Consider the following 25,309-nt stretch of genomic DNA (forward strand, 5'->3'; position numbering starts at 1 on the left):
CCTCTGCCTCTGCCTCTGCCTCTGCCTCTGTCTCAGACGCAACGTCATGCTCCCTGGTAAACCATGGCGTTTCGCTGAGTGACTCTGGAAGATATTGGATTGTGTAACAGGATGGCGGGTAAGTGAGGTGCTGTTAGCAGTTCCTTGGGGCTAAGCTAGTCTCTTTGCTATTGCTAGTATGAATCCGAGGTGGTTGAGCTTAGATAGAGAACGCCGCATTCAGCGAGCAAACAGGACCAATGACATGTCAGGCCTGAATTCTGCGAAACAAAGTTCAAGCCCTCGTTATCGATTGGTTTGAATAGCTGAGGGAAGGATTGAAAGCCACGTATGCCGTATATAGGCAATATCACTCTTATGCGAAACAGGGCACCGAGTCTATGGCTGTCAATTCGGCAGGTATTAGAGTGAGGCAAGCGCCTTCACATAGTTTTCTGTCATTGCTGAGATATGCTGCTCCAAGACAATCAGAAGCTTTTCCTCGTCCCTTTCCTCGAAGGCGTTCCCGATGGCTAAATGCTCGTCATAAGCCTTCGTGCGGTAAATCTGCAGCGGCACGGAAAGGTGCGCACGAAGTGCACTAATACGCCCCGAGATCAGCTCGTAAGCTTGTCCATAATAAGGGTTACCGCAGAATTCGAAGAAAGTGGCATGAAAGGCGTCGTCAGCCTCGGTGTAGGCTAGTAACTCATCGTTGTTACGCGCGTGGCCCATGCTTTCAATTATACGGTTCAGTGCAGACGACGTTTCGGCGGGCGCACTGTTAATAGCCAGCTTCGCTGCACCCAGTTCCATTTGCCGGCGGAAGTCGACCAGCATCTCAATGTCGCTAGCATCTGGACGGAAGACAATGCTGCCTCGACGAGGTAGCACTGTAAGCAGCCCCTGGTGCTGAAGAATCGAGAAAGCCTCGCGGACAGGGGTTCTGCTAACACCCATTTCGGTCGCTACACGCTCTTCCGAAAGTATTTCTCCTAGACCAATCTTGGTGGAGATGATTGCCGCCTTCAGTTCATCCGCTACTTCCATCGCTAGAGTTCGCGGACGTTTAATGCGTCCTAAGTTCATGGTTTGCTTGCTGGGCATATTGGTCTAGTTACCCTCTTTCCGGCTTTTATAGCCCACTATAAATCGCCACTATAAAAAAAAATCTACCATTAGCATACAGTATTCAATTTCTTACGTGCCTATCTTTCCAAATACAACTCTGAAAATAAGTCGTATTGAAGTAGATCATGTCGATTTATATAGCACTCTCTGGTTGAAGCTATCATGTAACCTGAAAAGGGGAATTAGGTTGAGTTTCCTCATAGACCTGTCGTTCTGACAAGGGTTGACGTTGGTGCTTTAAGAACGAAAACGCAGCTCCCTTGCATCTGTTCGTGCTTCATGGCCCGAGCTTTATGTTACGAATTGAGCAGAAGAGGAGACCAACTGTTCAATATAATGCGTACGCAGCGGTATCACATGCGGATCGATCTGTTCGGAGGCGATGCAATCGGCGGTGAAAAAGCGAAACGCATCCACGCCCTGGAACACAAACAGGTCAACACCCGACAGTGTTTTGGCGTCCGCCTGGTGGGCGGCGTTTAACAGCTCGGTGTGGGCGGGGATGTAAACCGCATCAAAGACCCAGTGCTGGCTACTCAGCCCAGCGGTATCGATGGGGCAGCCGGGGTGATTGATGTGACCAATGGGGGAGCAGTTGACCACGCCCTGCCAATGAGGCAGTTCTCGCTGAGCCTGCTCTGGCGTGATGCACGTCGCCTTAATGCCCATCGCGTTAAGATCACGGCTGAGGCTCTCTGCCCGGGCAGTGTCATGTTCAAGAATATTGATGTGGCTAACGGCAAGTTCTCCCAGCGCGCACGCTACCGCACGCCCAACGCCACCGGCGCCAATCAGCAGTACCTCACCCGCGGGTTGGTCGCCGAAAGAGTGGCGGTAGGCGCTGATAAAACCGGTGTAATCGGTGTTTTCAGCGCGTAGACCGCGCTCATCGAACAGCAGCGTGTTGGCGGTGCCTACCCGGCGCACCCCTTCACCGCGGATATCGGCCAGCTGCGCGGCTCTCTCCTTAAAAGGGAAGGTGACATTGGTCCCCCGGTAGCCCTCACTGCGCAGTGCTTGGATAGCGCTGGGAAAGTCAAAACCCGTCACCCCCAGGCTGTCGACTAAATCGTAGCGCACCGGCACTCCCAATGATTCCCCCAAGCGCTCATGGAGATCGGGAGATTGTGATTTTGCTATACCCTCGCCTACTAGCCCCAGTTTGATCATGCTTGGCTCTCCCCCTTGTCTTGATGACGACTGCTAATAGCCGCTTCCAAACGCTGTTGCGCGGTGACGCGTACAAAGGCGTTCGGCGCCCCCAGCCCTTGGTACCCTTCACGCTGCACCAGCTCAAAGAAGAACGCCTGGCGGCCGGGTTGGGTATACAGCTGATGGAAGTCACCGTCGCTGTCCTGATCAAAGAGGATGTGGTGCGCTTGCATCCATTGCAGGGTTTGCGCCGGTAGGTCGAAGCGCGCGGCCAGGTCGCGGTAGTAATTCCCGGGGATTGGCAGTACCGGCGTGCCCGCCTGCTGCAGCGCAGCGCTGGTGTCGCGCATGGCGTTGGTGCGCAGGGCGACATGATGAATCCCCGAGCCGCCGTATTGGCGCACAAAGCGGTTGCTGGCGGTATCCGGCGAGGCGCTGGCGTTAAGCGCCAGGCGAAAGCGGCCGTTGTAGTTCTGCAGCACTTGGCTTTGGATCAGCCCGCGGGGATCGGTGACATCGAAGGAGGGTGTTGGCGCCAGCTGGAAAATAGCGCGGTACTGCAGCATCAGCGAGAGGTAGTCGTGGTAGGAGAGCGCCACGCTGATATGGTCGATATCCACCAGCGCCCCCTGAGGAACCGGCTGCACATCGACAGGGAACTCGCGATCCCAGGTGCGGCTTAGCTGCGAGTCATCAATAATGTAGGAGAGGCTGCCATCCACATTGCGCAGGGCGCTCATGCGGTGGCTGGCGCCCACTTCTTCAGGTTCGACAATATCGTAGCCAAGTTTGTCTGCACGTTTAAACGCCTCATAGGCATTTGCCACGCGCAGGCCAATCGCCGTTACTGCGGTGGCATCGCGTCCTGGCGTGCGGCCGGTAAAGCTCGATTCGGCATTAAGCACCAGATTAACGTCACCTGCCGCCCAGCGCTCGGCGTTAAGCGTATGGTGGCGCCCCACGCAGGCCATACCCAACGCACTGAGCAGCTCGCGCAGCGGTGCTAAATCCGCAGGCTCAACGGCAATTTCCAGAAAGGCGACCGACTCGACCGGCTGCGGTGCGGGAATGCCACTGTCGCCCTGCATGCTGCGTAGCAAGTGGTAGGAACGCAGCCCGTCCCGGGCCGTCTGGTCGCTGTGGCCCATGCGGAAGACATCGTTAAAGATCTCGTGGGAGAGCGGGCCGTCGTAACGGGTCTCATCCAACATGGCCATGAATTTATCCATCTGCAGCTCGCCCTGGCCAGGGAAACAGCGGTAGTGGCGGCTCCACGACAGATGATCCATGGAGAGACGCGGTGCATCGGCGGTCTGCACCAGAAAGATGCGATCCCCCGGAATGCGGCCAATGGTGCCCAGCTCGGTCTGGCGGGAGAAGATATGGAAGGTGTCCAACACCAGGCCGACATTGGGGTGGGCTGCACGGCGAACCACCTCCCAGCTATCGCGGTAGTCGTGAATATGCCGACCCCAGGCCAGCGCCTCATAGGCCACGCGGAGATTACGCCGCGCGGCACGCTCGCCCAGCTCATAGTAGTCATCGGCGGCGCGGCTTAAGCCTGGTAGTGCGTCGGGATGAACGGTACTGCACGCCATGAGCAGATCCGTACCCAGCTCCTCCATCAGGTCGAATTTGTGCTCGGCGCGGTCAAAGGCCCGCTCCCGTGCGCGCCCCTGCAGCCCTTCGAAATCGCGAAACGGCTGGAGCGTGACCAGCTTAAGGCCGCGGGCGCGAATCAACTCACCCGCTTCCCGCGGCGTGCCGGGAAACGCCGTTAGGTCATTTTCAAACAGCTCAAGCCCCTCAAAGCCGGCTTGAGCAATGGCGTCTACCTTCTCTTCCAGGGAGCCGCTTAGGCAAACCGTGGCAATGGATGAGTACATGGCATCACGCTCCTTACATTGAATAGCATCAGTAACCCGCCAGTCGCGGCAGGAAGGTGACCAGTGCGGGGACGAAAGTAATCAGCAGCAGAATCAAAAACTGCACGCCCAGCATCGGCAGAATGCGGCGGATAATTGGCCCCATTCCCACGCCGGAGACGGAGTCTGCGACAAAAAGGCAGAGTCCCATGGGCGGCGTGATCAGCCCCATCATCAGATTGAAGATCACCACGATGCCGAAGTGCAGCGGGTCGATACCCAACGCCATGGCAATGGGATGGAGGATCGGCACGAGCACCAAGATCGCCGCTATACCCTCTAAAAACAGACCCACCACCAACAGGAGCAGAATCACGGCGATCAGGAAGGTCCACTGGGTATCGATACTCATCAGTGCCCACTCGGTGAGCATGTTGGGCACGCGCTCAAACGTTAACACCCAGTTGGCCGCCGCTACGGCGCCCATGATCACCATAATCACCGCGCTGTCGCGCATGGCCCGGGCGAAGATAGCGGGCAGGTTCACCAGTTTGATATTGCGGTAGAGCACCACGCCCAGAATCAGCGCGTAGACCACGGCAAAGGCTGCCGCCTCGGTGGGCGTGACGATACCGGCAAGAATGGCCCCGACCACAAACACTGGCATGAGCGCAGGCAGCAGACCGTGGAGAAGGGCGTGGCGGCGCGACTGCTGTTTTGACTGGGTGGCGCCAAGGTCACCAGCAAAAAAGTAGACGTAGATGGAGAGCCCCAATGCCAGCAAAAAGCCCGGCACGATACCAGCCAAAAACAGTCCCGGTACCGACACACCCGACACCGTCAGTGCATAGATAATCACCGGAATACTGGGTGGAATAATCGGGCCAATGACCGAAGAGGCAGCTGTGAGCGCAGCGGCAAAATCCCGGGGGTAGCCCTCTTTTTCCATTGACGGTATGAACACCCGCCCTAACGCGGAGGTGTCGGCAATCGCCGAGCCGGAAAGGCCAGCAAAAATCACCGAGGCCCAGATATTCACGTGTGCCAGTCCGGCTTTAAGACGGCCGACGATAGCGGTGGCGAGGTTAATAATCCGGTGGGTGATACCCGCCTCGTTCATCAGCTCGCCAGCCAAAATAAACAGCGGTATGGCCAGCAGCGGGAAAGACTCCATCCCGCCGAAAAACTGCTGAGAGACGATACGGATGTGGTAGGGCAAATCGCCGGTGCTCATCAGCACCGTTAGCGAACCGAGGATGGCAAAGGCAAACGGCACACCAAGCAGAATAAGGGCTAGAAGCAGTATAAAGATCATGCGGATGTCTCCTCGTCCTGTTGATTGCTCAGACGCAGGCCCGCCATCACCAGTGCAGAGAGGCTGAGCAACCCGCCGCCAATTAGCATGGAGGCTTGAAACAGCCACATCGGCATCCCCGTGCTTGATGAGGTGCGGCCTCCGCGGGAGGCGAGGAATTCAACGGCTGACCACATCAAGCCAATGCCCACCACAAGCACTACTAGGTCAACGGCCACGGCCTGCCAGCGCACCCAGCGCGGCGGCAGTAGACGACGAATAAGGTCAAAGCCGATATGTTTGTCCTGCAAGTACGCCCAGGACATGCCAAACATTAGGCCGTAAATCATCAAATAGATGGCGGTATCTTCTCCCCAGGTAATGGAGCCGCCATAGGTGTAGCGCGCAAAGGCATTGCCCGCGACCAGCAGGAAAATAAGCACCATGGCAAGCCCTGCCAAGCTGCCATTGAACAGGATCAGGCCGCGGTGTAGCCGGGCGAGAAGATGAGACATAAGAGCACCTTCGATCGATAGTCAGGCACGCAGGGTCGCGAGTGGGCCACCTAAGGCCCACTCGCAACGCGCTTTGTTTAGGCAGGGGTTAGAAGCGCGCGGACGCCTCTTCCACAGCGGAAGAAAGGCGCTCAATCCACTCTGCGTCATCGCCAAGCTCTTCGGTCAGGTACGCCTGAACCGGCGGCTGGGCGGCTTCGCGGAAGGCCTCCATCTGCTCAGCGGTGGGCTGGGTGATCTCCATGCCCTCTGCTTCCAGTTTGGTGATCCCCTCAGCCGAGTTGAACTGCTGAATGGCACGGCCGGTGGTACCCGCAACCACGGCGGCACGCTTAACGGCAGCTTGCTCTTCCTCGCTTAGCGACTGAAAGATCTCATCGTTAATCAGCAGGTGATCGACGCCGTAAACGTGGCGATCCAGGGTCAAATAATCCTGAAACTCATAGAAATTATTGCCGTAGATCACGGAGATCGGGTTCTCCTGGCCATCGACTACGCCGGTAGCCAGCGCTGTGGGTACTTCACCCCAGGCAATACCCTGGGGCTCGCCACCCAAAGCGCTAACCATTTCCAGGTAGAGCGGAATGGTTTGAACGCGGAACTTCAGGCCTTCCATATCCTCAGGCGAGTTGATCGGGCGCACGGAGTTGGTGAAGTGGCGGAAGCCCGTTTCGCCGTAAGCCAGCGTGCGTAGGCCGGTTTCCTGCAAGCAGTGCTCGGCCAACGCTGTACCAAACTCGCCATCCATCACTTGCCACGCCACTGGCGCAGACGGGAAGGTGTACGGGATATCCGTGACAGCGACCGCCGGGCAGAAGTTGGCATAGGCGCCGGAGACCATCGCAATGCTGATAGTGCCATCCTGAGCGCCTTCAATCAGCTCGGTTTCGCCACCTAGTGCTCCGGCGGGGTAGAGCTCTACGGTGAGATCTGTTTCGGCTTCTATCAGATTTTTAAACACCTGACCCGCCGCGCCTTTTTTGGAGGTGGTCCAGTCATCGGGGTCGACGTGGGCAAAGCGTAGCGTTTGGGCAGAAGCATTCGCTGCGGCAACCAGCGTTGCCGTCGCGAGGGCCGCCGTCAGCGCGCGTTTCAAAGGCAGTTGCTTCAATGTAAACCTTGGGGCCATAAACTTGGGGTTGGTAAACATAGGGCTTGTAAACATAGGGGTCAGAGACATTGTTGTTGTCCTCTTGTCGGGCCGTTGTTATAAGGTCTGGAAAAGCCTAAAGCAGTGGCGTGTTTAGCCGTTCCATCCTGTCACAATAAACAATGTACGAAATGGTACGTTCAGTCAAGCTATGGCATACTAGACCAAAGACGACCACGACAATAAAAGGCATGCTCTATGACAGCTCCTTCTACCAAGGCCAGTCCCCCTGCCGCGGGGCGACGGCGTAAAAATGACCCCGAATCCGTACGCGCCGATATTCTTGCGGTGGCTACCCGCGAATTCTCAGAAAAAGGCCTCTCTGGGGCCCGGATCGATGAGATCGCCGAGAAAACACGCGCCTCTAAGCGCATGATTTACTACTACTTTAATGATAAAGAGACGCTCTACCTACACACCTTGGAAGCCGCCTACCAGAAAGTGCGCCTGCAGGAGGCCGAGCTGGATCTTGACCACCTGGCCCCGCTCGAGGCGCTTAGCCGACTGGTGCGTTTTACCTTCTGCCACCACGCCAAAAACCCTGACTTTATTCGCCTGGTAATGATCGAAAATATTCATCATGGCCGCTTTTTAGCGCAGTCAGAGTTGATTCAATCACTCAATGCCGGGGTGATTGATGTACTCACCAACGTTTATATCCGCGGTGTAGAAGAGGGTTGTTTTCGTGAAGGCTTGGATCCTCGGGAACTGCACTGGCTGATTAGCGCGCTGTCGTTTTTCAATGTCTCAAACCAGCACACCTTTTCGCGGATTTTTGATTGGCAACAAGCCGCGCCTGAGAACCAGCGCAAACTAGAAGATCACGTTACCGAGATGGTACTGCGCTACGTGGGCACTGACGCCACGCTGTCGCAATCGTAAGTACCGGCCTATTTAGCGTATGGTTCGAATGACGAACATATGTACAATTCTGTTCTAAGTCGTGCCTTTATGAACTGTTTTGCTGGTTCTGAACAACGTTAATAGGAGGCGTAACGCCCATGCCTGCTGGATTTTTAAAGCATCCTTTTATGAGCCAGCGCGCCGTCGCTGAGTGTGACGATGACGCCATGGTGAATGCCATGCTGGCCTTTGAATTAGCCCTGGCCGAGGTACAGGAAACCAGCGGCGCGGTACCTGCTGGGGTTAGCCAGCAAATGCACGAACAGTTGGAAAATGCGGCTTTCAATAGCGAAGAGATCGCAGCGGGCATCGCCAGCGGTGGCAATGTGGCGATTCCGTTTGTAAAGCAGAGCCGCTCGCTGCTTTCCGATGACATCAAGCGTTACTGGCATCAAGGGGCGACCAGCCAGGATGTCGTCGACTCCGCGCTGATGCTCCTACTTAAACCACGCTTGGCAGCGCTGGATGAACTGTTGGTGCGCTGCCGTTCAGCGGCGCTCACGTTGATGAACGCTCACGCTGATACGCCCATGGTGGGTCGAACGTTAATGCAGCAGGCACTCCCCGTTACTTTTGGGGTGAAGGTGGCTCTCTGGGCAATTGGCCTGGAGCAGGCGCGCCGCCGTTTAAGCGCTGTTGAGCTACCCGTTCAGTTTGGTGGCGCGGTGGGCGTGCACTCGGGTTGGGATAACCTTGGGCTTGAGTGGATGGACGCATTGGCCGAGCGGTTAGGCTTGGCGGTGCCGGTGCTGCCTTGGCATACCGACCGCTACCCCATTCATGCCATCGGTACGGGGTTAGACGCGGTCGCCGGTGCCGCTGAAAAAATCGCCCTGGATGTGGCGCTACTCACCCAGACCGAGGTCGGCGAAGTCGCGGAACCCTCGGCACCCGGGATGGGGGAGTCCTCCTCCATGCCCCATAAGCGTAATCCAGTACGCAGCGCGCTGATTCGCGGCGCGGCGCGGCAAGTGCATGGCCACACCAGCGTTTTGATCAACGCTGCCGCCCAACCCCTTGAGCGTGGATTGGGGGAGTGGCACGCGGAGTGGGCGCCACTGATGGAAAGCGCTCTGCTGGTAGAGGGTGCGCTAGAGCAAGTGGCCGTGCTGCTGGAGGGGCTCGAGGTGTACCCCGACAACATGTGGCGCAATCTGTCGGCCACTGGCGGCGGCATTATGGCGGAGCCCGTCGCACGTATACTGGCGCCTACGCTAGGCACGGATAGAGCCAAGGCTGTTAGCGCAGAAGCAGCAGAAACCTCACGCCGGGAAGCACGCACCTATTCTGATGTGCTCGCCCATCATCCTGATGTGAAAGGGGCCGTAGACCCCGAGGCGCTGCGTAATGCCTGCGACCCCGCTTTATACCTTGGTAGCAGCGCGGCCCAGGTCATGCGCGCCAGAAAATGGCTAGAAATCCAATAAGCGTATTTAAAAACAAAGCGTTAAGTTCGATTGTGAAAGGGGTGATGGATTCGGTAGGCCGTGAGGTGGACGCCGTTGGGTTTGACCCAATGAATGTTCAGCAGTAGATTGTTCGTATAGAGGATCTATGTTCGCTCAACGAACAATATGCTGTAGTTCACTAACAAATACGCCAACGACCCGCTAAGAGGCACCCATCATGGCCGAGTTTCTCAGCTTGCATGACGCGGTAGCGCGCTACGTCCAAGACGGCGCCACCGTGGCCATGGAAGGTTTTACCCACCTGATTCCGTTTGCTGCCGGTCACGAAGTGATCCGTCAGAAAAAACGTGACCTGACGCTGATCCGCATGACCCCCGATATCATCTATGATCAGATGATTGGCGCGGGTTGTGCTAAAAAAGTGATCTTCTCATGGGGTGGTAACCCTGGTGTGGGATCGCTACACCGCCTGCGTGATGCGGTTGAGAAAGGCTGGCCGTGCAAGATCGAGATTCTTGAGCATAGCCACGCTGCCATGGCCTGCGCCTTCGAAGCGGGCGCCGCGGGGTTACCACTGGCTGTTTTTCGTGGCTACATCGGCAGCGAACTGCCCAGCGTCAACGATCAAATCAAATTCATCGAGTGCCCGTTCACCGGTGAGCGCTTGGCCGCCGTGCCGTCGGTGCGTCCGGACGTCTCAATTATCCACGCCCAACGGGCGGATCGTCAGGGAAACGTGCTGGTAGAGGGTATCGTTGGCGTACAGAAAGAAGCCGTACTCGCCGCCAAGCACAGTATTGTCACGGTGGAAGAGATTGTTGATGGCCTGGGGGCTACCCCCAACGCCTGCGTGATTCCCAGCTGGGCCATCAGCGCCGTTGCGGTAGCGGAGAAAGGCGCGCTGCCTTCCTACACCCACGGCTACTACGGCCGCAGCAACCGCTTTTATAAAGAGTGGGATGCGATTGCTCGCGACCGCGACACCTTCACCCAGTGGCTCGATGACAACGTCTATAACGTTGCCCAACATCATGCAGGGGAGAAAGCCTAATGAGTCTGGAATATACCTCTTCTGAAATGATGTCGGTGACCGCTGCGCGGGCACTTGAAAATGGCATGACCTGCTTTGTGGGCATCGGCCTTCCCTCGGAAGCCGCCAACCTGGCGCGGCTGACTCACGCCCCTGATGTGGTGCTGATTTATGAGTCCGGCACGCTGCAAACCAAGCCCGATACGCTGCCGCTCTCCATCGGCGATGGCGAACTGTGTGAGTCAGCGCTGACCACCGTGGCAGTGCCCGAAATGTTCCGCTACTGGCTACAGGGCGGCAAAGTGAGCGTGGGCTTTTTAGGCACCGCGCAAATCGACCGCTTTGCTAACCTTAACACCACGCTGATCGGCGATTACAAAGCGCCTAAGGTACGCCTGCCGGGCGGCGGTGGCGCACCAGAAATCGCCACCAATGCCGGTGAAGTGTTTATCACCTTGAAGCACTCCAAGCGGGCCTTTGTGAAAGACGTCGATTTCGTCACCACGCTAGGCTTTGGCCGCGACGGCAAAGGGCGCGATAACGTACCTAATATCGGCAAAGGCCCCACCCGGGTGATTACCGACCTGTGCGTGATGAAGCCTGATCCGGAGACCAAGGAGCTGGTGGTGGTATCGCTGCACCCTGGCGTTACCCGCGAAGACGTTATTGACGCGACCGGCTGGGAAATCCGCTTTGCCGAACAGCTCGAAAGCACTCCAGAGCCCAGCGAAAACGAGCTGACGATTTTGCGTGAGCTCAAAGCGCGCACCGAACGGGCCCACGCGGACGCATAAAGGAGCTATTTATGAGCGATGTTGTTATGCAAGACGTCTTTCTATGTCATCCCCGCCGCACCGCCGTGGGACGTTTTGGTGGCACCCTGGCCAGCGTACGCCCGGATGATTTTGCCGCGACGATTTTTAAAGCCGTACTGGCAGAAGCGCCGGATCTCGACCCTGCCGCCATTGAAGAAGTCTTCATGGGCTGTGCTAATCAGGCCGGGGAAGATAACCGTAACGTGGCGCGCATGTCGTCGCTGCTGGCGGGCATTCCCACTTCGGTACCCGGCACGACCATGAACCGCCTGTGCGGCTCGGGTATGGACGCGGTGGGTACCGCGTTTCGCGCCATTAAAGCGGGTGAAATGGAGCTGGCGTTGGCCGGCGGCGTGGAGTCCATGTCTCGCGCGCCCTACGTGATGGGCAAGGCCGATAGCGCCTTCGCCCGTAGTCAAAAACTCGAAGACACCACCATTGGCTGGCGCTTGGTCAACCCGCTGATGAAGAAAGCGTTTGGGGTCGATTCCATGCCGGAGACCGCAGAGAACGTCGCCGAGCAGTTCAATATCTCTCGCGAAGATCAGGACGCCTTTGCCCTGCGCTCTCAGCAGAAGGCCGCTGCCGCCCAAAAGGCCGGGCGCTTTGCCCAGGAAATCACCGCCATCGAAATCCCGCGACGCAAGCAGGCACCGCTGATCTTTGACCAGGACGAGCATCTGCGGGAAACCACGCTGGAGAAGCTCGCAGGCCTACCGACGCCTTTTCGTGAAGGTGGCAGCGTCACGGCGGGTAACGCCTCCGGTGTCAACGACGGCGCGGCAGCCATGCTGGTGGCCAGCGAAGCGGCGGTCAAACAGCACGGTCTTAAGCCGATGGCGAAAATTATTGGTATGGCCACGGCAGGCGTCGAGCCGCGCATCATGGGCTACGGGCCGGTACCGGCAGTGCAGAAACTGCTGAAGCGCACCGGTATTGCCATGGACGATATCGATGTGTTTGAGTTCAACGAGGCATTTGCCGCCCAAGCGTTAGCGTGTATGCGCGACCTCGGCCTGGCCGACGACGACCCACGCGTCAACCCGAACGGCGGCGCGATTGCGCTGGGGCACCCGCTGGGTATGTCCGGTGCCCGCCTGTTGCTGACCGCCGCCCATGAGTTGCAAAACAGCGGCAAGCGCTACGCACTGTGTACCATGTGTGTAGGTGTGGGGCAGGGTATCGCCACGCTGATTGAACGCGTTTAACGGAGACCATCATGGCATTTCATAGCATCAATGGCCGCAGCGTCGCTTACCGATTGCTCGGCTCGGAAGTGAATCCACTTATCGTGCTGGCGCATCCGCTGGGCATGAGCCAAGCGGTATGGGACGACGTGATCCCCGCGCTGCTGCCCCGCTACCGAGTGCTGACCTGGGATCTACCCGGCCACGGCGCAAGCCAAGCGGTCAGCGGTGAGCAGATTACGCCCGCTGACCTGGCCACTGAAGCGTTGGCGCTGGCAGATATTGCTGGCGCTGAGCGCTTTCACTTCGCCGGTACCTCAATTGGTGGCGTGGTCGGCCAGCAGTTGATTGCGGCGCACCCTGACCGCCTGCTTACTGCGACGCTGACCAACACCGGCGCAGTGATCGGCAACCCGGACTTATGGAATACCCGCGCAGGCCGCGTGCGGCAGGAAGGCTTGGCGGCGATGTCTGAAGAGATCGTGCCGCGCTGGTTTGCACCAAAGGCCTTTGAGGCAAGCCCGGCGCTGCAAGCGGGATGGTGCGTACAAATGGGCCGTGGCGACGATGAGTCCTACGCTCAGCTGTGCGAAATGCTTGGCCGCGATACGTTTGCCGGTAAGTTGGCGTCGAAGCACGTAGAAATGCAGCTATTTGGCGGCAGCGAAGATATGGCCACCCCGCCCGCGACGCTGGAAGCGCTGTCTGAGGAACTCGGCGGCGTCCCACTGGAGATTTTTGACGGCGTGGGCCACGTGCCCTCGGTAGAAGCCCCGGCGCACTTCGCACAAAAGTTACTCACGGTGCTCGCCGCCGATTTGGGCGACGTGGCGAACCACGGCGTGGCTTACGCCACAGGCCTGGAGACCCGCAAGCAGGTACTGGGAGACGAGCATGTAGCGCGCTCTACCGCCAACGCCAACAGCCTGGACGCCCCCTTCCAGCAGATGATTACCCGCCTGGCCTGGGGCGAGCTTTGGACCAATGACGACCTAACCCGCCGCGAGCGCAGCATGATTACCACCGGTATTCTCGCCGCGCTTGGCCGTGAAGAGTTAACGCTGCACCTAAAAACGGCTAAGCGGATTGGGCTGACAGAAGCTGAACTGCGCCAGGTACTGATGCACGTGGCGATTTACGGTGGCGTTCCGGCCGCCAATCACGCCTTTGCCCTCGCTAAGGAGTTGGGCTGGGGTGAGTAGATTAGTGGCTCCATGAGCGGTTGTTTTTTTTAAGAACAATGCATTTGCAAAGTGAGTGAGCCATTGCTGATCGAAGTGCCAACACCCCGGCATAGCCAAAAGCAGTGTGATGGTGCTGTACCCCTCAACAAAGACAACAAGAGGGTTAAGTGATGAAACGCTCTATCGCAAAAGAGCTACTCCTTGCTTGCAGCTTGGTTATATCCAGCTGCGTGCAGGCTGACACACGGCTTACCGTACTCGCGTCAATTTAGCGTTTTCATTGTTTGCGCTAATCGGCGAAAGTAGGGCATCTTTTTTCGCTGATATAGAACGCCATGCTGAACGCTCGAATCAAACTACGTCACTTGATGGCGTTTCTCGAAGTGGCCAAGCGGCGCAGCTTTGCGCGTGCTGCCGAGGCGCTGGCGATTACTCAACCGGGCATTTCCAAGGCAATACGCGAGCTTGAGGAGATTCTTGAAGCGCCGCTTTTCGAACGCACGTCGCAAGGCGTGTCGCTTACCCAAGCGGGGTTGACGCTGCTCCGACATGCAGGCCCTGCCATACGGGCGCTGGATGAAGGCGTCAGCGCTATTGGCGATGCCCACCGGGGCGGGCGTTGGCTGCGCGTCGGGGCGCTTTCCACTGTTGAGAGCCGCCTGTTGCCAGTGGCGATACAGCGCTGGCATACCGCCGCGCCGCCGGGCCAGGGCGATACCAGTGTATCGGTGGTGACCGGGGCCAGCGCCTATTTACTGTCGCGCCTGCGCCTGGGCGAGCTGGATATGGTGGTTGGGCGGATGACCGAGGCGCGAGAGATTGGCGACCTCTACTTTGAACACCTCTATTATGAGCCTTTGGTTATCGTCGCGCGAAAAGAGCACCCGCTTGCCCACGTCACGCCGGTCACGGCGGATCAACTGGTTGCCTATCCCTGGGCGCTACCGCCGCCGCAGACCACGCTGCGACAGCAGGTGGACAGTTTCTGCGTGCGCCATGCCATTAAGCTGCCGCCGCGGCTGCTGGAAACTCTCTCGCTGCCCGTTAGCTATCGCTACACTCTGGAGAGTGATGCGCTCTGGATAGCCCCCCGGGAAGCGGTGGCCGAAGAATTGGAAAAAGGTCAGTTGGTGAAGGTCGCGCTGCCGTTTGAAGCCCATGGTGGTTCGGTGGGCATTTGTACGAATGCGAGCATGGAAACGTCGCTGCCCCGTGAAGCGTTTTGCGAAACCCTACGCCAGGTGGCAGCTGAGCGCATTCAACCAAGGTCGCAAAAGCCATAACCTATGAGTTATGGGCGAAGATGACTCTTCAATTGGCAAGGGCTGAGCCGCAGGTCACACTTTGCGAGTAAAAGTGTAAAGGGGCAATGCCCCTCTGCCCCTGTAGCCATAAAGAGCATTTTGCCATGCAAAATAATCATAACCGCTTTGTGACCCGTGACCGCAACTGGCACCCGCCTGCCTACGCGCCGGGCTACAAAACTTCGGTGGCACGCTCGCCGCAGCAAGCGCTAGTGAGCATGCAGCAGCCGACCGTATCTGAGTTGACTGGTCCCAATTTTAGTCATCTGCGCATGGGGCCGCATGACAACGACCTACTGATGAATTTCAGCCAAGGTCAGGGGTTGCCGCAAGGTGAACGGATCATCATGTTTGGCCGAGTTGTCGACCAGTTCAGTAAGCCAGTACCGCACACGCTGGTGGAAATGTGGCAGGCCAATGCCGGTGGTCGCTACCGCCACAAAAACGATAAGTGTCTGGCACCGCTGGATCCTAACTTTGGCGGTGTAGGTCGCTGTTTGACCGATGACCAAGGCTTTTACCGTTTCCGTACCATCAAGCCTGGTCCTTACCCATGGCCCAACGACATGAATAGCTGGCGACCCGCGCATATCCACGTATCAGTCACCGGCCCTTCAATCTCTACTCGGTTGATTACCCAGATGTATTTTGAGGGCGATCCGCTGATTCCTCTCTGCCCGATTGTGCATACGCTGAAGGACCCTGACGCCGTTGAAACTATGATCGGACGGTTGGATATGGCCCACAGCAAGCCAATGGATTGCCTAGCCTATCGCTTTGACATTGTGGTGCGCGGCGAGCTGCAAACCTACTTTGAAAACCAATAAGGGCGAGGATACATCATGAAACAGCCTTCTATTCAGCCCAACAGCCAGCCGACCAGCGCGCTGATGCTGCGTGAAACTGCCTCGCAAACCGCTGGCCCCTACGTGCATATTGGTCTTGCACTCGCAGCGGCAGGCAACCCCGTCCGTGAGGAAGAGATCTGGAACGAGATGGCCAAACCCAATGCTGAGGGTGAGCATATCGAAGTGGTCGGTACCGTCATCGACGGCAACGGTGATCTGGTGCGCGATACGTTTGTCGAGGCGTGGCAAGCTGATGCCAACGGCCACTATCAAGCCGATTACGACCTCAGCAAGCCGTTCAACAGCTTTGGGCGTACCGCCACCACATTTGATCATGGTAGCGAGTGGTCGTTAACCACCATCAAGCCCGGCGCGGTGGAGCACCCTAGCGGGCAGTTAATGGCACCGCATATTAACCTGACGCTGTTTGCCCGTGGAGTGAACATCCACCTGCAAACGCGGCTCTATTTTGATGATGAGGCTGAAGTGAATGCGCAGTGCCCGGTGCTATCACGTATCGAGTCTCCGGCGCGTCGGCAAACCCTGATTGCCAAGCGGGAAGAAGCTGATGGCAAAGTGCGTTATCGCTTGGATATCCGCCTGCAAGGCGAAGGCGAGACGGTGTTTTTTGATTTCTAGCCCCTCGTCTGCAAAGTTTGTAAATAAAACTGAAAAGCGTTGCTTATCCGTAAGCAGCGCTTTTTTTGTTTGGGTTCGACCTTGGTCGGGCATTGATCTTGTAAAAATCCAACTTTTACCCGTCATTGTACCTTTTGGAGACGGCGTGAAAGCAGCAACACTGGTGATGCGAGGCAGGAAGCTGAAAAGACCGGGCGACATAGCCTGAACATAGACGAATGTCGATTAGCCCTACGCCTCATAGTGAATTAATGTGAATGCTTAAAGCGAACTAGTATTCGCTATACGAACTTACAATAATCCAAGAAAGTCCTGGAGGTTCCTATGAAAATGTCCCTATCCCGTTGTGTGTTGGCGGCAGCGATTGCTGGCCTTGCCGTTAGCTCTGCCCAGGCAGAAACTACGCTGCGTATGGCGCACTTTTGGCCTGGCCCTTCAGGCGTTAACCAAGATGTGTTGCAGGCGTGGGCTGATACCATTGAAGAAGAATCCAATGGTGAACTAACCATTCAAATGTTTCCCGCCGGTACCCTAGCCAAACCGGATTCCATTTATGAAGCCGCTGCCAACGGTATAGCCGATATTGGCGCCACCGCCCAGGGCTATACTGCCGGTCGCTTCCCCCTCTCACAGATCGTTGAACTACCTGGGGTAGCGAGTACGGCAACGCAAGGTGCTTGCGTACTGCAAACGCTCTATGATGACGGCCATTTGGACAGCGAATACGCAGACACCCGCCCGCTGTTTATGTTTACCACGGGCCCCGGTGGCATCCACACCATCGACACCGATGTGCAAACGCCTGCCGACCTGGAAGGGCTGCGTATACGCCGCCCCACCGCTGTGGCGGGTGAGATGCTGGAAAATATGGGTGCAAGCCCGGTGGGTATGCCAGCGCCAGACATCTATACCTCCATGCAGCGCGGCGTGATTGATGGCTTGAGCTTTCCTTGGGAAGGTTTAAAAGGCTTCCGCATTAACGAGTTGGTGAGCTACCACACTGAAGTACCGTTTTACACGTTGATCTTTGTCGCCACCATGAATCAGCGTTCGTACGATAATTTGACGCCCGAACAGCAGGCGGTGATCGATAATAACTCAGGCATGAAATGGGCTGAAAACGCCGGTGCGGTGTTTGATCGCCTAGATGTGGAAGGTAAACAAGAGGCGGCCGACGCTGGCCATACCATTCGTGAAATCGCCAATCCGCTAGAGCATCCTGACTGGCAGGAACCGCTAGAAACGGGCATTGAGAACTACCTAACGCAGTTGGAAGAGCGCGGTCTGGATCAGGTTCGAGATGTATATCAAGCAGCACTGGCAGCCAGTGAGTCTTGTGGTACCCAATAGGGGTAAGGTTTTATGAAGTCTACTCTCTACAGGGCCAGCCACTGGCTGGCCCTCATTTGTCGCTTGGTGGCTGGCATCGCACTGATTGGGCTGCTGGCAGTGACCATTGCCGATGTAAGTACGCGTTATCTATCGCGTGTAACGGAAGGTGCGATTGCACTGCGCGTTTCTGGCAGCGTAGAGCTGGTCAGCTATTTGATGCTGTTTGCGCTATTAGCCGCCATGGCCGCTAATGTGGAGAAAAGCCAAGTGGTGGTAGAGGCGTTCTCTCACGGCTTGCCGCAAGCGATAAAAAATCGCTTGCAAGGGTTCTTTTTCCTCGGCTTTATGGCGCTGGGGCTCATTCTATTTGTGGGCTTGCTGGATTCGGCCGCAGCGGCCAGTCGGCACGGCGAAATAACCCAAGACCTGCGCCTGCCGATGGGCCCCATTTTCCAGTTGGCAGCGGTGCTCAGCTTGCTGCTCGGGCTGCGTAGTTTTATTCATGCGTTGCTGGGCATGATTTATGCCGCAGGTGAGGAGGCAGCTCATGGGGAGTGAAGCGATTGGTGCCATTGGGTTAGGGCTTTTATTGGTATTGATGATTCTGCGCGTGCCGGTTGCTCTCACGATGCTGATCGTGGGGGTGGTGGGCTTTGCCCAGATCATTAGCTGGGACGCAGCTGTCGCTCAGTTAAAAACCGTCCCGGTAGAGGTACTTTCCAACTACAGCTTCAGCGCCGTGCCCATGTTTATCTTAATGGGTGTGCTGGCTGCTCATTCGGGGATGGCCGGTAAACTATTTGATTCAACCCGGGTGATTTGCGGTGGCTGGAAGGGCGGCCTGGCGATTGCGGCCGTGGGCTCTTGCGGTATCTTCTCCGCTATCTCCGGCTCTTCGTTAGCCACGGCGAGCACCATGACCCGGGTGGCATTGCCGGAGATGGAGCGCTATGGCTATAACCGTGGCTTAGCGACCGGCGCGCTGGCTGCAGGCGGCACGCTGGGTATTATGATTCCGCCCAGTATCGCGCTGCTTATCTACGCCATTCTTACCGAACAGTCCGTTGGCGATATGTTCATGGCAGGGCTGATTCCCGGTCTGCTGGGGCTGGTGATGTATTCACTGACCATTACAGTAGTCATGTACCTGCGCCCTTCCCTTGCCGTGGCGGGTGAACCCACTGCTTGGAAAGAGAAACTGCTCTCGCTAACCGGCTTAGTGCCCTTCTTTGGCGTTTTTCTGGTGATGATTTTAGGTATCTATTTTGGTGCCTTTACACCGACGGAGGGCGCTAGCGTCGGTGCGTTCGCCACGCTGCTTTACGCCCTAGTGAAAGGCATGCGCGGTGCGCAGCTATGGCACAGCGTACAAGAGACTTTGGCGCTGTCTGCGGTGGTTTTCTTTATGCTGGTGGGAGCTGAGACGCTCGGTTACTTCATCTCGGTGTCGCGTATTTCATTTTCGATTACTGATCTGCTCTACGGCATGGATCTAACCCCTATCGTCGTGGTGCTGTGCATTCTGGCGCTCTACTTTGTGCTGGGTATGTTTATGGACTCCATCGCCATGCTAGTAATCACCGTACCGGTGGTTTATCCGATTATTCAGGCGATGGGTATCGACCCGGTATGGTTCGGTATTTTGACCGTACTGACCGTTGAACTGGGGCTGATGACCCCGCCGGTGGGGATGAACGTGTTCGTGATTAAAGCGATGGCACCGCACGTGGGGCTGGGGGAGATATTTAAAGGGGTGGCGCCTTTTGTCGTCTCCGACCTGATACGGCTGGCGTTATTAATTGCTTTCCCCATTTTAAGCACGCTGTTTCTACTCTAGCGGCAAGTACGCTTGCCTCTATTCAAGCCAGCGCGATCACAACCACAACTACAGGAGCTTATGACATGTTCACCACTCAGCTAATGTTAGCGGGCCAATCTACCCCTGCCGAGCATACAGCCACCTTTACCCGTGCGAATCCGTTAAGCGGTGAAGTGGTGACCACTGCTGCGGCGGCAAGTGTCGGTGACGCTAACGCGGCCGCCGACGCCGCAGGCCAGGCGTTTGAGGCATGGTCACAAACGGGCCCTGGGGAGCGGCGCGCCAAGCTGCTGAAAGCCGCCGAACTAATGGAGCAGCGCCAAGCGGATTTCATTGATCGGATGGTAGAAGAGACTGGCGCTACCCTTGGCTGGGCAGGTTTTAACGTTAAAGTGGCGGCTGATGTGCTGCGTGAGGCGGCGGCGTTAACCACCCAGATCCAGGGCGATATCATCCCCTCTAACGTGCCTGACAGCATAGCCATGGGCGTGCGCATCCCGTGTGGCGTCGTCGTGGGTGTTGCGCCCTGGAATGCGCCGATTATTCTGGGTACGCGAGCCATTGCTACGCCCTTAGCGTGTGGTAATAGCGTGATCTTGAAGGCTTCTGAGCAGTGCCCAGCGACACACCATTTAATTGGTGAAGTGCTGCAAGCAGCGGGGTTGGGCGAGGGCATCGTCAACGTGATTACCAACGCGCCTGAAGATGCCGCTGACGTGGTAAGCGCGTTAATTGCCCATCCTGCTGTGCGGCGGATTAACTTCACTGGCTCCACGGGCGTTGGAAAAATCATTGCCGAGCAAGCGGCCAAGTATTTAAAGCCCGTGCTGCTTGAGCTGGGTGGCAAGGCACCGTTTTTGGTATTGGATGATGCCGACATAGACGCTGCCGTGGACGCGGCAATCTTTGGCGCGTTCTTTAACCAAGGCCAGATCTGCATGTCCACCGAGCGGGTTATTGTTGATAACCAAGTGGCGGATACTTTTGTGGAGAAGTTTGCCGCGCGGGCTCAGGCGCTAAAAGCAGGCGACCCACGTGATGAAAGCAACAGCCTGGGCACTTTAATCAACGCGCAGTCAGGTGAAAAACTAAATAGCCTCATCGATGACGCAGTCACTCAAGGCGCGCACTTAGCCGCGGGTGGTAAAGCCGAGGGCGTGGTGATGCAGGCCACGGTCATCGATGGTGTGACCAGTGCTATGCGGCTATATAGCGAAGAGTCGTTTGGCCCGGTCGTCGCAGTGATCCGTGTTGATGGTGAAGAAGAGGCAGTGCGCATCGCTAACGATAGCGAGTACGGCCTCTCATCAGCGGTGTTCAGCCGCGATAGCGCACGCGCCATGAAAGTGGCAGGGCGCTTACAAACGGGTATCTGCCATATCAATGCGCCCACGGTACACGATGAACCGCAAATGCCCTTCGGCGGAGTGAAATCCAGCGGCTACGGACGCTTTGGCGGTAAGGCAGGCATCGAAGAGTTCACAGAGTTACGCTGGATGACGATGCAGCTAGGGCCAAGGCATTATCCTATTTAGTGATCTCGTTAACCGCCACCGTTTGACGCAGCCGAAATTCACGCGGCGAAAGCGCTGTATTACGCTTAAAAAAGCGCGTGAAGTAAGCCGGTTCAGAGAAGCCTAAGCTGTCAGAGACTTGGCCAATGGTCATATTGGTATAGGTGAGCTGGCGCTTGGCTTCTAGTAGTAGGCGTTCATGCAGCAATTGCAGGGCGCTGCGACCGGCGATTTGTCGACACAGCATATTCAAGTGCGCGCTACTCACCCCTACCTGCTCGGCTAACGCCTCAATACTAGGTTGTTCGCGATAGTGCGCTTCGACCAGCGCTTGATAGTGCTCTATATGCTGCCGCCCCTTGTCACTTTGGCGGGGGCCATAACGTTTTGCTGGATGCCCAGCGGTATTAAGACGCGATAGCTCTACCACCAAGGCTTGGATAAGCGCTTCGAGCAGGCTGTTGCGTCCGGGGGCGGGTTGGCGGTACTCCTGGTCGATCTGAGCCACCAGCGTGGCAATTCGTTCAGCCTGAGTTGCCTGGGGTAGAGAGTAGAAGTCGGCTTTTTTTAGCGTACTGCTCTCACCCATTAGTGCATGTAAGTGGTCGGCCAGCGGCTTGGCCAGAGTAATAATGTGTCCTTCCACATCCGGTGAAAAGAGAAAGCCGTGAATAGCCATTGCGGGCACCACGATAGCGCTGGCGCTTTGCAGCTGGTGGCTTGTTCCCTCCAGCTCTAACTCAACGCTACCGTGAGAAATAAACAGAATATGCACGAGGTCGGCATGGCGGTGCGGCCGGATACGCCAGTCGTGCAGACGACTGCGCTCGGGGATGGACTCACAGTGGAGCAAGTCGGGCGTGGGCCAGTGCTGCGTCTCGCCATAGAGCTTAAATACCGGAACGGAGGTTGCCGACGAGGCTGTCATCATCTATATCTCCTCTACGACTAAGGTTGGGTAATAACACGCTAAATGTCCAATAATTGATCTAGATCATGCCTTATTATGCGGCGTGTTTCATTGAAAAATACAAGTCATAAGTTTTAGATAATGACAATGATGAGGCATCCCTATGAAGACACAGGTCGCGATTATTGGCGCAGGGCCTTCAGGCCTATTGCTGGGACAGCTGCTGCATCGTCAAGGCATTGATAATGTGATTGTTGAGCGGCGCAGCGGTGAGTATGTATTGAGCCGTATCCGCGCCGGTGTGCTGGAACAGGGCATGGTAGACCTGCTGCGCGAAGCGGGTGTTGACCAGCGCATGGATAAAGAAGGCCTACCCCATGACGGTTTTGAGCTTGTGTTCGACAACCGCCGCGTGCGGGTCGCACTGGATGAACTGACCGGCGGCAGCAAAGTCATGGTATACGGCCAAACCGAAGTGACGCGGGATCTGATGGAGGCACGCGCCGCCGCTGGCGCGACAACGCTTTATGAAGCAGAAAACGTTCAGCCCCACGACCTGGAGAGTGACAGCCCCTATCTCACCTTTGAACACAGTGGTGAAACGGTTAGGCTCGACTGCGACTACATCGCCGGGTGTGATGGCTATCATGGCGTCTCCCGCCAGACGATTCCTCAAGACCGCATCAAAGAGTTTGAAAAAGTTTATCCGTTTGGCTGGCTGGGGATGCTCTCGGATACTCCTCCGGTCTCTGATGAGTTGATTTACGCAAGCCACGAGCGTGGTTTCAGTCTGTGTAGCATGCGCTCCGCCACCCGCAGCCGTTACTACCTTCAAGTACCGCTGGATGAAAAGGTAGAAGATTGGTCGGACGAGCGTTTTTGGGAAGAGCTCAAACGCCGCCTGCCAGACGAGGTGGCCGCCAAGCTTGTCACCGGGCCTTCCATCGAGAAGAGCATCGCACCGCTGCGCAGCTATGTGGTCGAACCAATGCAGTACGGGCGGCTGTTCCTGGTCGGCGATGCGGCGCATATTGTACCGCCCACCGGTGCTAAAGGGCTTAACCTGGCCGCCAGCGACGTCAATACGCTCTATCGGCTAATGGTGAAGGTCTACCAGGAAGGCCGCACGGATTTGATCGAGCGCTATTCGCAAACGTGCTTGAAGCGTATCTGGAAGGCGGAGCGCTTCTCCTGGTGGATGACCTCCATGCTGCACAATTTCTCTGATGAGGAAGATTTCAACAGCCGCATGCAGTTGGCCGAGCTGGACTACGTAACCAGCTCCAAAGCAGGCATGACCACCATCGCCGAAAATTATGTCGGTTTGCCCTATGAGTCGCTTGAGTAGCCGTTAATACTTAACGTTTTACTCTCATTCTGTTCTCATTGCCCAAGTGATCGCTTGGGCTTTTTTGCTTAAATACCATGAAACTTCGTGAAGTTGTTGACAGTGCTATCTTTCGTTTAAGCGCACGGGCACACGGCTTAAATGATTATTATCGTTAGCGATCTTTTGCAGTAGAGAAAGCAGCATCTGTTGCTCCTCGGCGTTAAGCGGCGCCAGGATATCACTTTGAACCTCTTCAACAGCAGGCTCTACGGCTTCTCGTAACGCCTCTCCTTCCTTGGTGAGCTTCACCACCATCGAACGACGATCTTCAGGGTTACGGTGCCGGGTAATGAGACCGCGCTCCTCTAATTTCCGAACCACGACCGCGATGGTATTGCGATCCAACGCCGTATAGCCACCTAGGGTGATTTGGTCACTGGCTCCCATCTCTTCAAGCGCAGAGAGGATTATATATTGCAGTTGGGTAAGGTTGAACGCCTCGCACTTGCGCAGAAAAATAGCCACGCTAATTTGGTGGCAGCGTCTTAAAAGATTGCCAGGTAATTCAAAAGCTTCAGATAGGGGTGAACGGGTCATGTCGGGTCTTATAAAGGATAAAATACGCTGTGACCATAGCAGAAGTTTCTGTAATAGGCACTGGATGGGAGCACTGGCCAGCATGATACTAGCCAGTGCCCCACATCGATAAAGAGTAAGCCGGAGGTAGCGGCTAGAGTTAACGGAAAACGTTAACGAGCCAGGGATTAAAGATGACCGCCAAAATGACGAGGCAAGCCGCTATTATGAAAGGCAAGATCCACTTCGTAATGCGGGGCAAGCTAACGTTGCTGATAGCGGAGGCAACATAGAGCCCTGCACCCACCGGGGGCGTTAACAGTCCCAGGCTTAGTGTCATACAGGTGACGATGCCAAAGTGGACAGGATCAATCCCATAACTTTGCTGCGCCACCGGGAGCAAAATTGGCACTAGAATGATCAACGCGGCGATCCCATCAAGCACCATGCCTACTACCATCAGCATCACAAACACCAGAAGCATAAATACCAGCGGGCTTTCGGTGGTGCCTTGCATTAGTCCGGCTACCTGTTGAGGTATCTGGTTGTACACCAGTACCCAACCAAAGGCTTTCGCAGCGACAATCAGAAATAGCACAATGGCGGTATTGCGCGCTGTTCGGCTCAAAACGCCAGGTAATTGCCCCCATTTAAGCTCTTGAAAGAAGAGGGCGCCTATCACCACCGCCATTAGCGTCGCAGCCGCCGCGGATTCAGTAGGCGTCACTATGCCAAATGCGATACCGCCCACAATGACGATGGGAATGCTAAGTGTGAGCAGTGCGCCACGAGTCGCACGCCATAGAGGTGTGCGTTCCTGATCAACGCTTCCTTTCTTACGCGCGCGACGCGCCATGATCGCGATTAAGCCGCTGATCAGTATAAACAGCAGTAGCCCAGGAAGAATACCACCCATGAACATGGCACCAATCGACACTTGAGCAATGACACCATAGATAATAAACACCATTGACGGTGGAATAATCGGCCCCAGCAGGCCAGCACCTGCCGTCAACGCCGCGGCGAACCCCTTGTTGTAACCATCACGCTCCAATTCGGGAGTCATTACTCGGCTCATAATAGCGATCTGTGCCGTCGCTGAACCCATAATAGAGGCAAGCATCAAGTTCGAGGTGAGGGATACATAGGCAATGCTGTGAGGAATCCACGCAAACCAGGCACGTGTGGCAGTGATAATGCGACGTGTAATACCACCCTCATTCATGATTTCGCCCAACAGGATAAATAAGGGAATCGCCAGCAGATCAAATACCTCTAGCGAGCCAAAAATAACCTGGGGTAGGTTTTCAAATAGACGGTAGTTGCCGGAAGTGATCACGAAGGTAAGTGTTGAAGCCAGGAGGACAAAGGCAATTGGCATTCCAAGCAGCATTAACACAATAAAAGCCGCAAGCGTCATTGG

At 56.3% G+C, this 25,309-nt stretch carries 23 protein-coding genes; 14 read left to right on the forward strand and 9 right to left on the reverse strand.

Annotation, left to right across the window (positions count from 1 at the left end):
- Positions 1–402: 402 nt before the first annotated feature.
- The 6 genes from HALA3H3_RS08610 to HALA3H3_RS08635 all read right to left on the reverse strand — a co-directional run bounded on the left by HALA3H3_RS08610 (position 403) and on the right by HALA3H3_RS08635 (position 7,116).
- Positions 403–1,086 carry a GntR family transcriptional regulator gene (locus tag HALA3H3_RS08610; RefSeq protein WP_022521148.1) on the reverse strand — a complete coding sequence of 228 codons (684 nt, stop codon included), beginning with the start codon at positions 1,084–1,086 and terminating at the stop codon, positions 403–405.
- 315 nt (positions 1,087–1,401) lie between these two features.
- Entirely contained in the window at positions 1,402–2,280 is an 879-nt protein-coding gene (locus HALA3H3_RS08615) for a shikimate dehydrogenase family protein (protein WP_022521149.1), read from the reverse strand.
- Positions 2,277–4,148, reverse strand: a complete 1,872-nt coding sequence (locus tag HALA3H3_RS08620; protein WP_022521150.1) for a bifunctional sugar phosphate isomerase/epimerase/4-hydroxyphenylpyruvate dioxygenase family protein — start codon at positions 4,146–4,148, stop codon at positions 2,277–2,279. The genes HALA3H3_RS08615 and HALA3H3_RS08620 overlap by 4 nt, the downstream gene beginning before the upstream one ends.
- A 28-nt stretch (positions 4,149–4,176) precedes the next feature.
- The gene (locus HALA3H3_RS08625) at positions 4,177–5,442 is read right to left on the reverse strand and encodes a TRAP transporter large permease (RefSeq protein ID WP_022521151.1); all 1,266 of its coding nucleotides are present in this window, start codon (positions 5,440–5,442) and stop codon (positions 4,177–4,179) included.
- On the reverse strand, positions 5,439–5,936 hold the full coding sequence (locus HALA3H3_RS08630; RefSeq protein ID WP_022521152.1) for a TRAP transporter small permease: 498 nt from the start codon (positions 5,934–5,936) through the stop codon (positions 5,439–5,441). Before HALA3H3_RS08630 ends, HALA3H3_RS08625 begins: the two co-directional genes overlap by 4 nt.
- 88 nt (positions 5,937–6,024) lie before the next feature.
- A complete protein-coding gene (locus tag HALA3H3_RS08635) occupies positions 6,025–7,116 on the reverse strand; it encodes a DctP family TRAP transporter solute-binding subunit (protein ID WP_022521153.1) in 1,092 nt (363 codons plus the stop codon).
- A 168-nt stretch (positions 7,117–7,284) separates the two neighbouring features.
- On the opposite strand from HALA3H3_RS08635, the gene HALA3H3_RS08640 reads away from it, so the two are divergent.
- The 13 genes from HALA3H3_RS08640 (at position 7,285) to HALA3H3_RS08700 (ending at position 21,091) form a co-directional block, all read left to right on the forward strand.
- Positions 7,285–7,968 (forward strand): TetR/AcrR family transcriptional regulator, encoded by a 684-nt coding sequence (locus HALA3H3_RS08640; protein WP_022521154.1) that lies wholly within the window; start codon positions 7,285–7,287, stop codon positions 7,966–7,968.
- A gap of 119 nt (positions 7,969–8,087) precedes the next feature.
- Positions 8,088–9,416 carry a class-II fumarase/aspartase family protein gene (locus HALA3H3_RS08645; RefSeq protein WP_022521155.1) on the forward strand — a complete coding sequence of 443 codons (1,329 nt, stop codon included), beginning with the start codon at positions 8,088–8,090 and terminating at the stop codon, positions 9,414–9,416.
- Between the two features lie 199 nt (positions 9,417–9,615).
- Entirely contained in the window at positions 9,616–10,449 is an 834-nt protein-coding gene (locus HALA3H3_RS08650; protein WP_022521157.1) for a CoA transferase subunit A, read from the forward strand.
- Positions 10,449–11,222, forward strand: coding sequence for a CoA-transferase subunit beta (locus HALA3H3_RS08655; protein ID WP_022521158.1), 774 nt, complete (start codon positions 10,449–10,451; stop codon positions 11,220–11,222). Before HALA3H3_RS08650 ends, HALA3H3_RS08655 begins: the two co-directional genes overlap by 1 nt.
- Positions 11,223–11,248: 26 nt before the next feature.
- On the forward strand, positions 11,249–12,451 hold the full coding sequence (pcaF, locus tag HALA3H3_RS08660; protein ID WP_053857155.1) for a 3-oxoadipyl-CoA thiolase: 1,203 nt from the start codon (positions 11,249–11,251) through the stop codon (positions 12,449–12,451).
- An 11-nt stretch (positions 12,452–12,462) separates the two neighbouring features.
- Positions 12,463–13,632 carry a bifunctional 3-oxoadipate enol-lactonase/4-carboxymuconolactone decarboxylase PcaDC gene (gene pcaDC, locus HALA3H3_RS08665; protein ID WP_022521160.1) on the forward strand — a complete coding sequence of 390 codons (1,170 nt, stop codon included), beginning with the start codon at positions 12,463–12,465 and terminating at the stop codon, positions 13,630–13,632.
- Positions 13,633–13,949: 317 nt separating this feature from the next.
- Complete coding sequence (pcaQ, locus tag HALA3H3_RS08670) at positions 13,950–14,897, forward strand: pca operon transcription factor PcaQ (protein ID WP_022521161.1); 948 nt, start codon at positions 13,950–13,952, stop codon at positions 14,895–14,897.
- 125 nt (positions 14,898–15,022) lie between these two features.
- Entirely contained in the window at positions 15,023–15,745 is a 723-nt protein-coding gene (pcaH, locus tag HALA3H3_RS08675) for a protocatechuate 3,4-dioxygenase subunit beta (protein ID WP_022521162.1), read from the forward strand.
- A gap of 15 nt (positions 15,746–15,760) precedes the next feature.
- Positions 15,761–16,405 (forward strand): protocatechuate 3,4-dioxygenase subunit alpha, encoded by a 645-nt coding sequence (pcaG, locus tag HALA3H3_RS08680; RefSeq protein ID WP_022521163.1) that lies wholly within the window; start codon positions 15,761–15,763, stop codon positions 16,403–16,405.
- Positions 16,406–16,729: 324 nt separating this feature from the next.
- Positions 16,730–17,755: a TRAP transporter substrate-binding protein gene (locus HALA3H3_RS08685; RefSeq protein ID WP_022521164.1), complete on the forward strand. Its 1,026-nt coding sequence runs from the start codon at positions 16,730–16,732 to the stop codon at positions 17,753–17,755.
- A gap of 12 nt (positions 17,756–17,767) precedes the next feature.
- A complete protein-coding gene (locus HALA3H3_RS08690; protein WP_022521165.1) occupies positions 17,768–18,295 on the forward strand; it encodes a TRAP transporter small permease in 528 nt (175 codons plus the stop codon).
- Entirely contained in the window at positions 18,285–19,574 is a 1,290-nt protein-coding gene (locus HALA3H3_RS08695) for a TRAP transporter large permease (RefSeq protein WP_022521166.1), read from the forward strand. Before HALA3H3_RS08690 ends, HALA3H3_RS08695 begins: the two co-directional genes overlap by 11 nt.
- A gap of 65 nt (positions 19,575–19,639) precedes the next feature.
- Complete coding sequence (locus HALA3H3_RS08700; protein WP_022521167.1) at positions 19,640–21,091, forward strand: aldehyde dehydrogenase; 1,452 nt, start codon at positions 19,640–19,642, stop codon at positions 21,089–21,091.
- Here the strand turns inward: HALA3H3_RS08700 and HALA3H3_RS08705 are convergent.
- Positions 21,084–22,001 carry a helix-turn-helix domain-containing protein gene (locus tag HALA3H3_RS08705; protein ID WP_022521168.1) on the reverse strand — a complete coding sequence of 306 codons (918 nt, stop codon included), beginning with the start codon at positions 21,999–22,001 and terminating at the stop codon, positions 21,084–21,086. The two genes, HALA3H3_RS08700 and HALA3H3_RS08705, sit on opposite strands and share 8 nt — an antisense overlap.
- Before the next feature lie 142 nt (positions 22,002–22,143).
- Here HALA3H3_RS08705 and pobA point away from each other — a divergent pair, with 142 nt between their 5' ends.
- Complete coding sequence (gene pobA, locus HALA3H3_RS08710; protein WP_022521169.1) at positions 22,144–23,328, forward strand: 4-hydroxybenzoate 3-monooxygenase; 1,185 nt, start codon at positions 22,144–22,146, stop codon at positions 23,326–23,328.
- A gap of 105 nt (positions 23,329–23,433) precedes the next feature.
- Here the strand turns inward: pobA and HALA3H3_RS08715 are convergent, their stop codons facing one another.
- Positions 23,434–23,907 carry a MarR family winged helix-turn-helix transcriptional regulator gene (locus HALA3H3_RS08715; RefSeq protein ID WP_035538076.1) on the reverse strand — a complete coding sequence of 158 codons (474 nt, stop codon included), beginning with the start codon at positions 23,905–23,907 and terminating at the stop codon, positions 23,434–23,436.
- A gap of 139 nt (positions 23,908–24,046) precedes the next feature.
- Complete coding sequence (locus HALA3H3_RS08720; protein ID WP_022521171.1) at positions 24,047–25,306, reverse strand: TRAP transporter large permease; 1,260 nt, start codon at positions 25,304–25,306, stop codon at positions 24,047–24,049.
- Between the last annotated feature and the right edge of the window lie 3 nt (positions 25,307–25,309).

Origin of the sequence: Halomonas sp. A3H3, from assembly GCF_000982975.1 — a bacterium.
GTDB lineage: Bacteria > Pseudomonadota > Gammaproteobacteria > Pseudomonadales > Halomonadaceae > Vreelandella > Vreelandella titanicae.

What these genes read in the sequence shown, in the direction of transcription:
- HALA3H3_RS08700 (WP_022521167.1), top strand. Translation starts at nt 19,640, where the DNA reads ATGTTCACCACTCAGCTAATGTTAGCGGGCCAATCTACCCCTGCCGAG.
- HALA3H3_RS08625 (WP_022521151.1), bottom strand. Translation starts at nt 5,442, where the DNA reads ATGATCTTTATACTGCTTCTAGCCCTTATTCTGCTTGGTGTGCCGTTT.
- HALA3H3_RS08615 (WP_022521149.1), bottom strand. Translation starts at nt 2,280, where the DNA reads ATGATCAAACTGGGGCTAGTAGGCGAGGGTATAGCAAAATCACAATCT.
- pcaDC (WP_022521160.1), top strand. Translation starts at nt 12,463, where the DNA reads ATGGCATTTCATAGCATCAATGGCCGCAGCGTCGCTTACCGATTGCTC.
- HALA3H3_RS08630 (WP_022521152.1), bottom strand. Translation starts at nt 5,936, where the DNA reads ATGTCTCATCTTCTCGCCCGGCTACACCGCGGCCTGATCCTGTTCAAT.
- pobA (WP_022521169.1), top strand. Translation starts at nt 22,144, where the DNA reads ATGAAGACACAGGTCGCGATTATTGGCGCAGGGCCTTCAGGCCTATTG.
- pcaH (WP_022521162.1), top strand. Translation starts at nt 15,023, where the DNA reads ATGCAAAATAATCATAACCGCTTTGTGACCCGTGACCGCAACTGGCAC.
- HALA3H3_RS08655 (WP_022521158.1), top strand. Translation starts at nt 10,449, where the DNA reads ATGAGTCTGGAATATACCTCTTCTGAAATGATGTCGGTGACCGCTGCG.
- HALA3H3_RS08685 (WP_022521164.1), top strand. Translation starts at nt 16,730, where the DNA reads ATGAAAATGTCCCTATCCCGTTGTGTGTTGGCGGCAGCGATTGCTGGC.
- HALA3H3_RS08620 (WP_022521150.1), bottom strand. Translation starts at nt 4,148, where the DNA reads ATGTACTCATCCATTGCCACGGTTTGCCTAAGCGGCTCCCTGGAAGAG.
- HALA3H3_RS08645 (WP_022521155.1), top strand. Translation starts at nt 8,088, where the DNA reads ATGCCTGCTGGATTTTTAAAGCATCCTTTTATGAGCCAGCGCGCCGTC.
- HALA3H3_RS08715 (WP_035538076.1), bottom strand. Translation starts at nt 23,907, where the DNA reads ATGACCCGTTCACCCCTATCTGAAGCTTTTGAATTACCTGGCAATCTT.
- HALA3H3_RS08690 (WP_022521165.1), top strand. Translation starts at nt 17,768, where the DNA reads ATGAAGTCTACTCTCTACAGGGCCAGCCACTGGCTGGCCCTCATTTGT.
- pcaF (WP_053857155.1), top strand. Translation starts at nt 11,249, where the DNA reads ATGCAAGACGTCTTTCTATGTCATCCCCGCCGCACCGCCGTGGGACGT.
- HALA3H3_RS08720 (WP_022521171.1), bottom strand. Translation starts at nt 25,306, where the DNA reads ATGACGCTTGCGGCTTTTATTGTGTTAATGCTGCTTGGAATGCCAATT.
- HALA3H3_RS08705 (WP_022521168.1), bottom strand. Translation starts at nt 22,001, where the DNA reads ATGATGACAGCCTCGTCGGCAACCTCCGTTCCGGTATTTAAGCTCTAT.
- HALA3H3_RS08695 (WP_022521166.1), top strand. Translation starts at nt 18,285, where the DNA reads ATGGGGAGTGAAGCGATTGGTGCCATTGGGTTAGGGCTTTTATTGGTA.
- pcaG (WP_022521163.1), top strand. Translation starts at nt 15,761, where the DNA reads ATGAAACAGCCTTCTATTCAGCCCAACAGCCAGCCGACCAGCGCGCTG.
- pcaQ (WP_022521161.1), top strand. Translation starts at nt 13,950, where the DNA reads ATGCTGAACGCTCGAATCAAACTACGTCACTTGATGGCGTTTCTCGAA.
- HALA3H3_RS08610 (WP_022521148.1), bottom strand. Translation starts at nt 1,086, where the DNA reads ATGCCCAGCAAGCAAACCATGAACTTAGGACGCATTAAACGTCCGCGA.
- HALA3H3_RS08650 (WP_022521157.1), top strand. Translation starts at nt 9,616, where the DNA reads ATGGCCGAGTTTCTCAGCTTGCATGACGCGGTAGCGCGCTACGTCCAA.
- HALA3H3_RS08640 (WP_022521154.1), top strand. Translation starts at nt 7,285, where the DNA reads ATGACAGCTCCTTCTACCAAGGCCAGTCCCCCTGCCGCGGGGCGACGG.
- HALA3H3_RS08635 (WP_022521153.1), bottom strand. Translation starts at nt 7,116, where the DNA reads ATGTCTCTGACCCCTATGTTTACAAGCCCTATGTTTACCAACCCCAAG.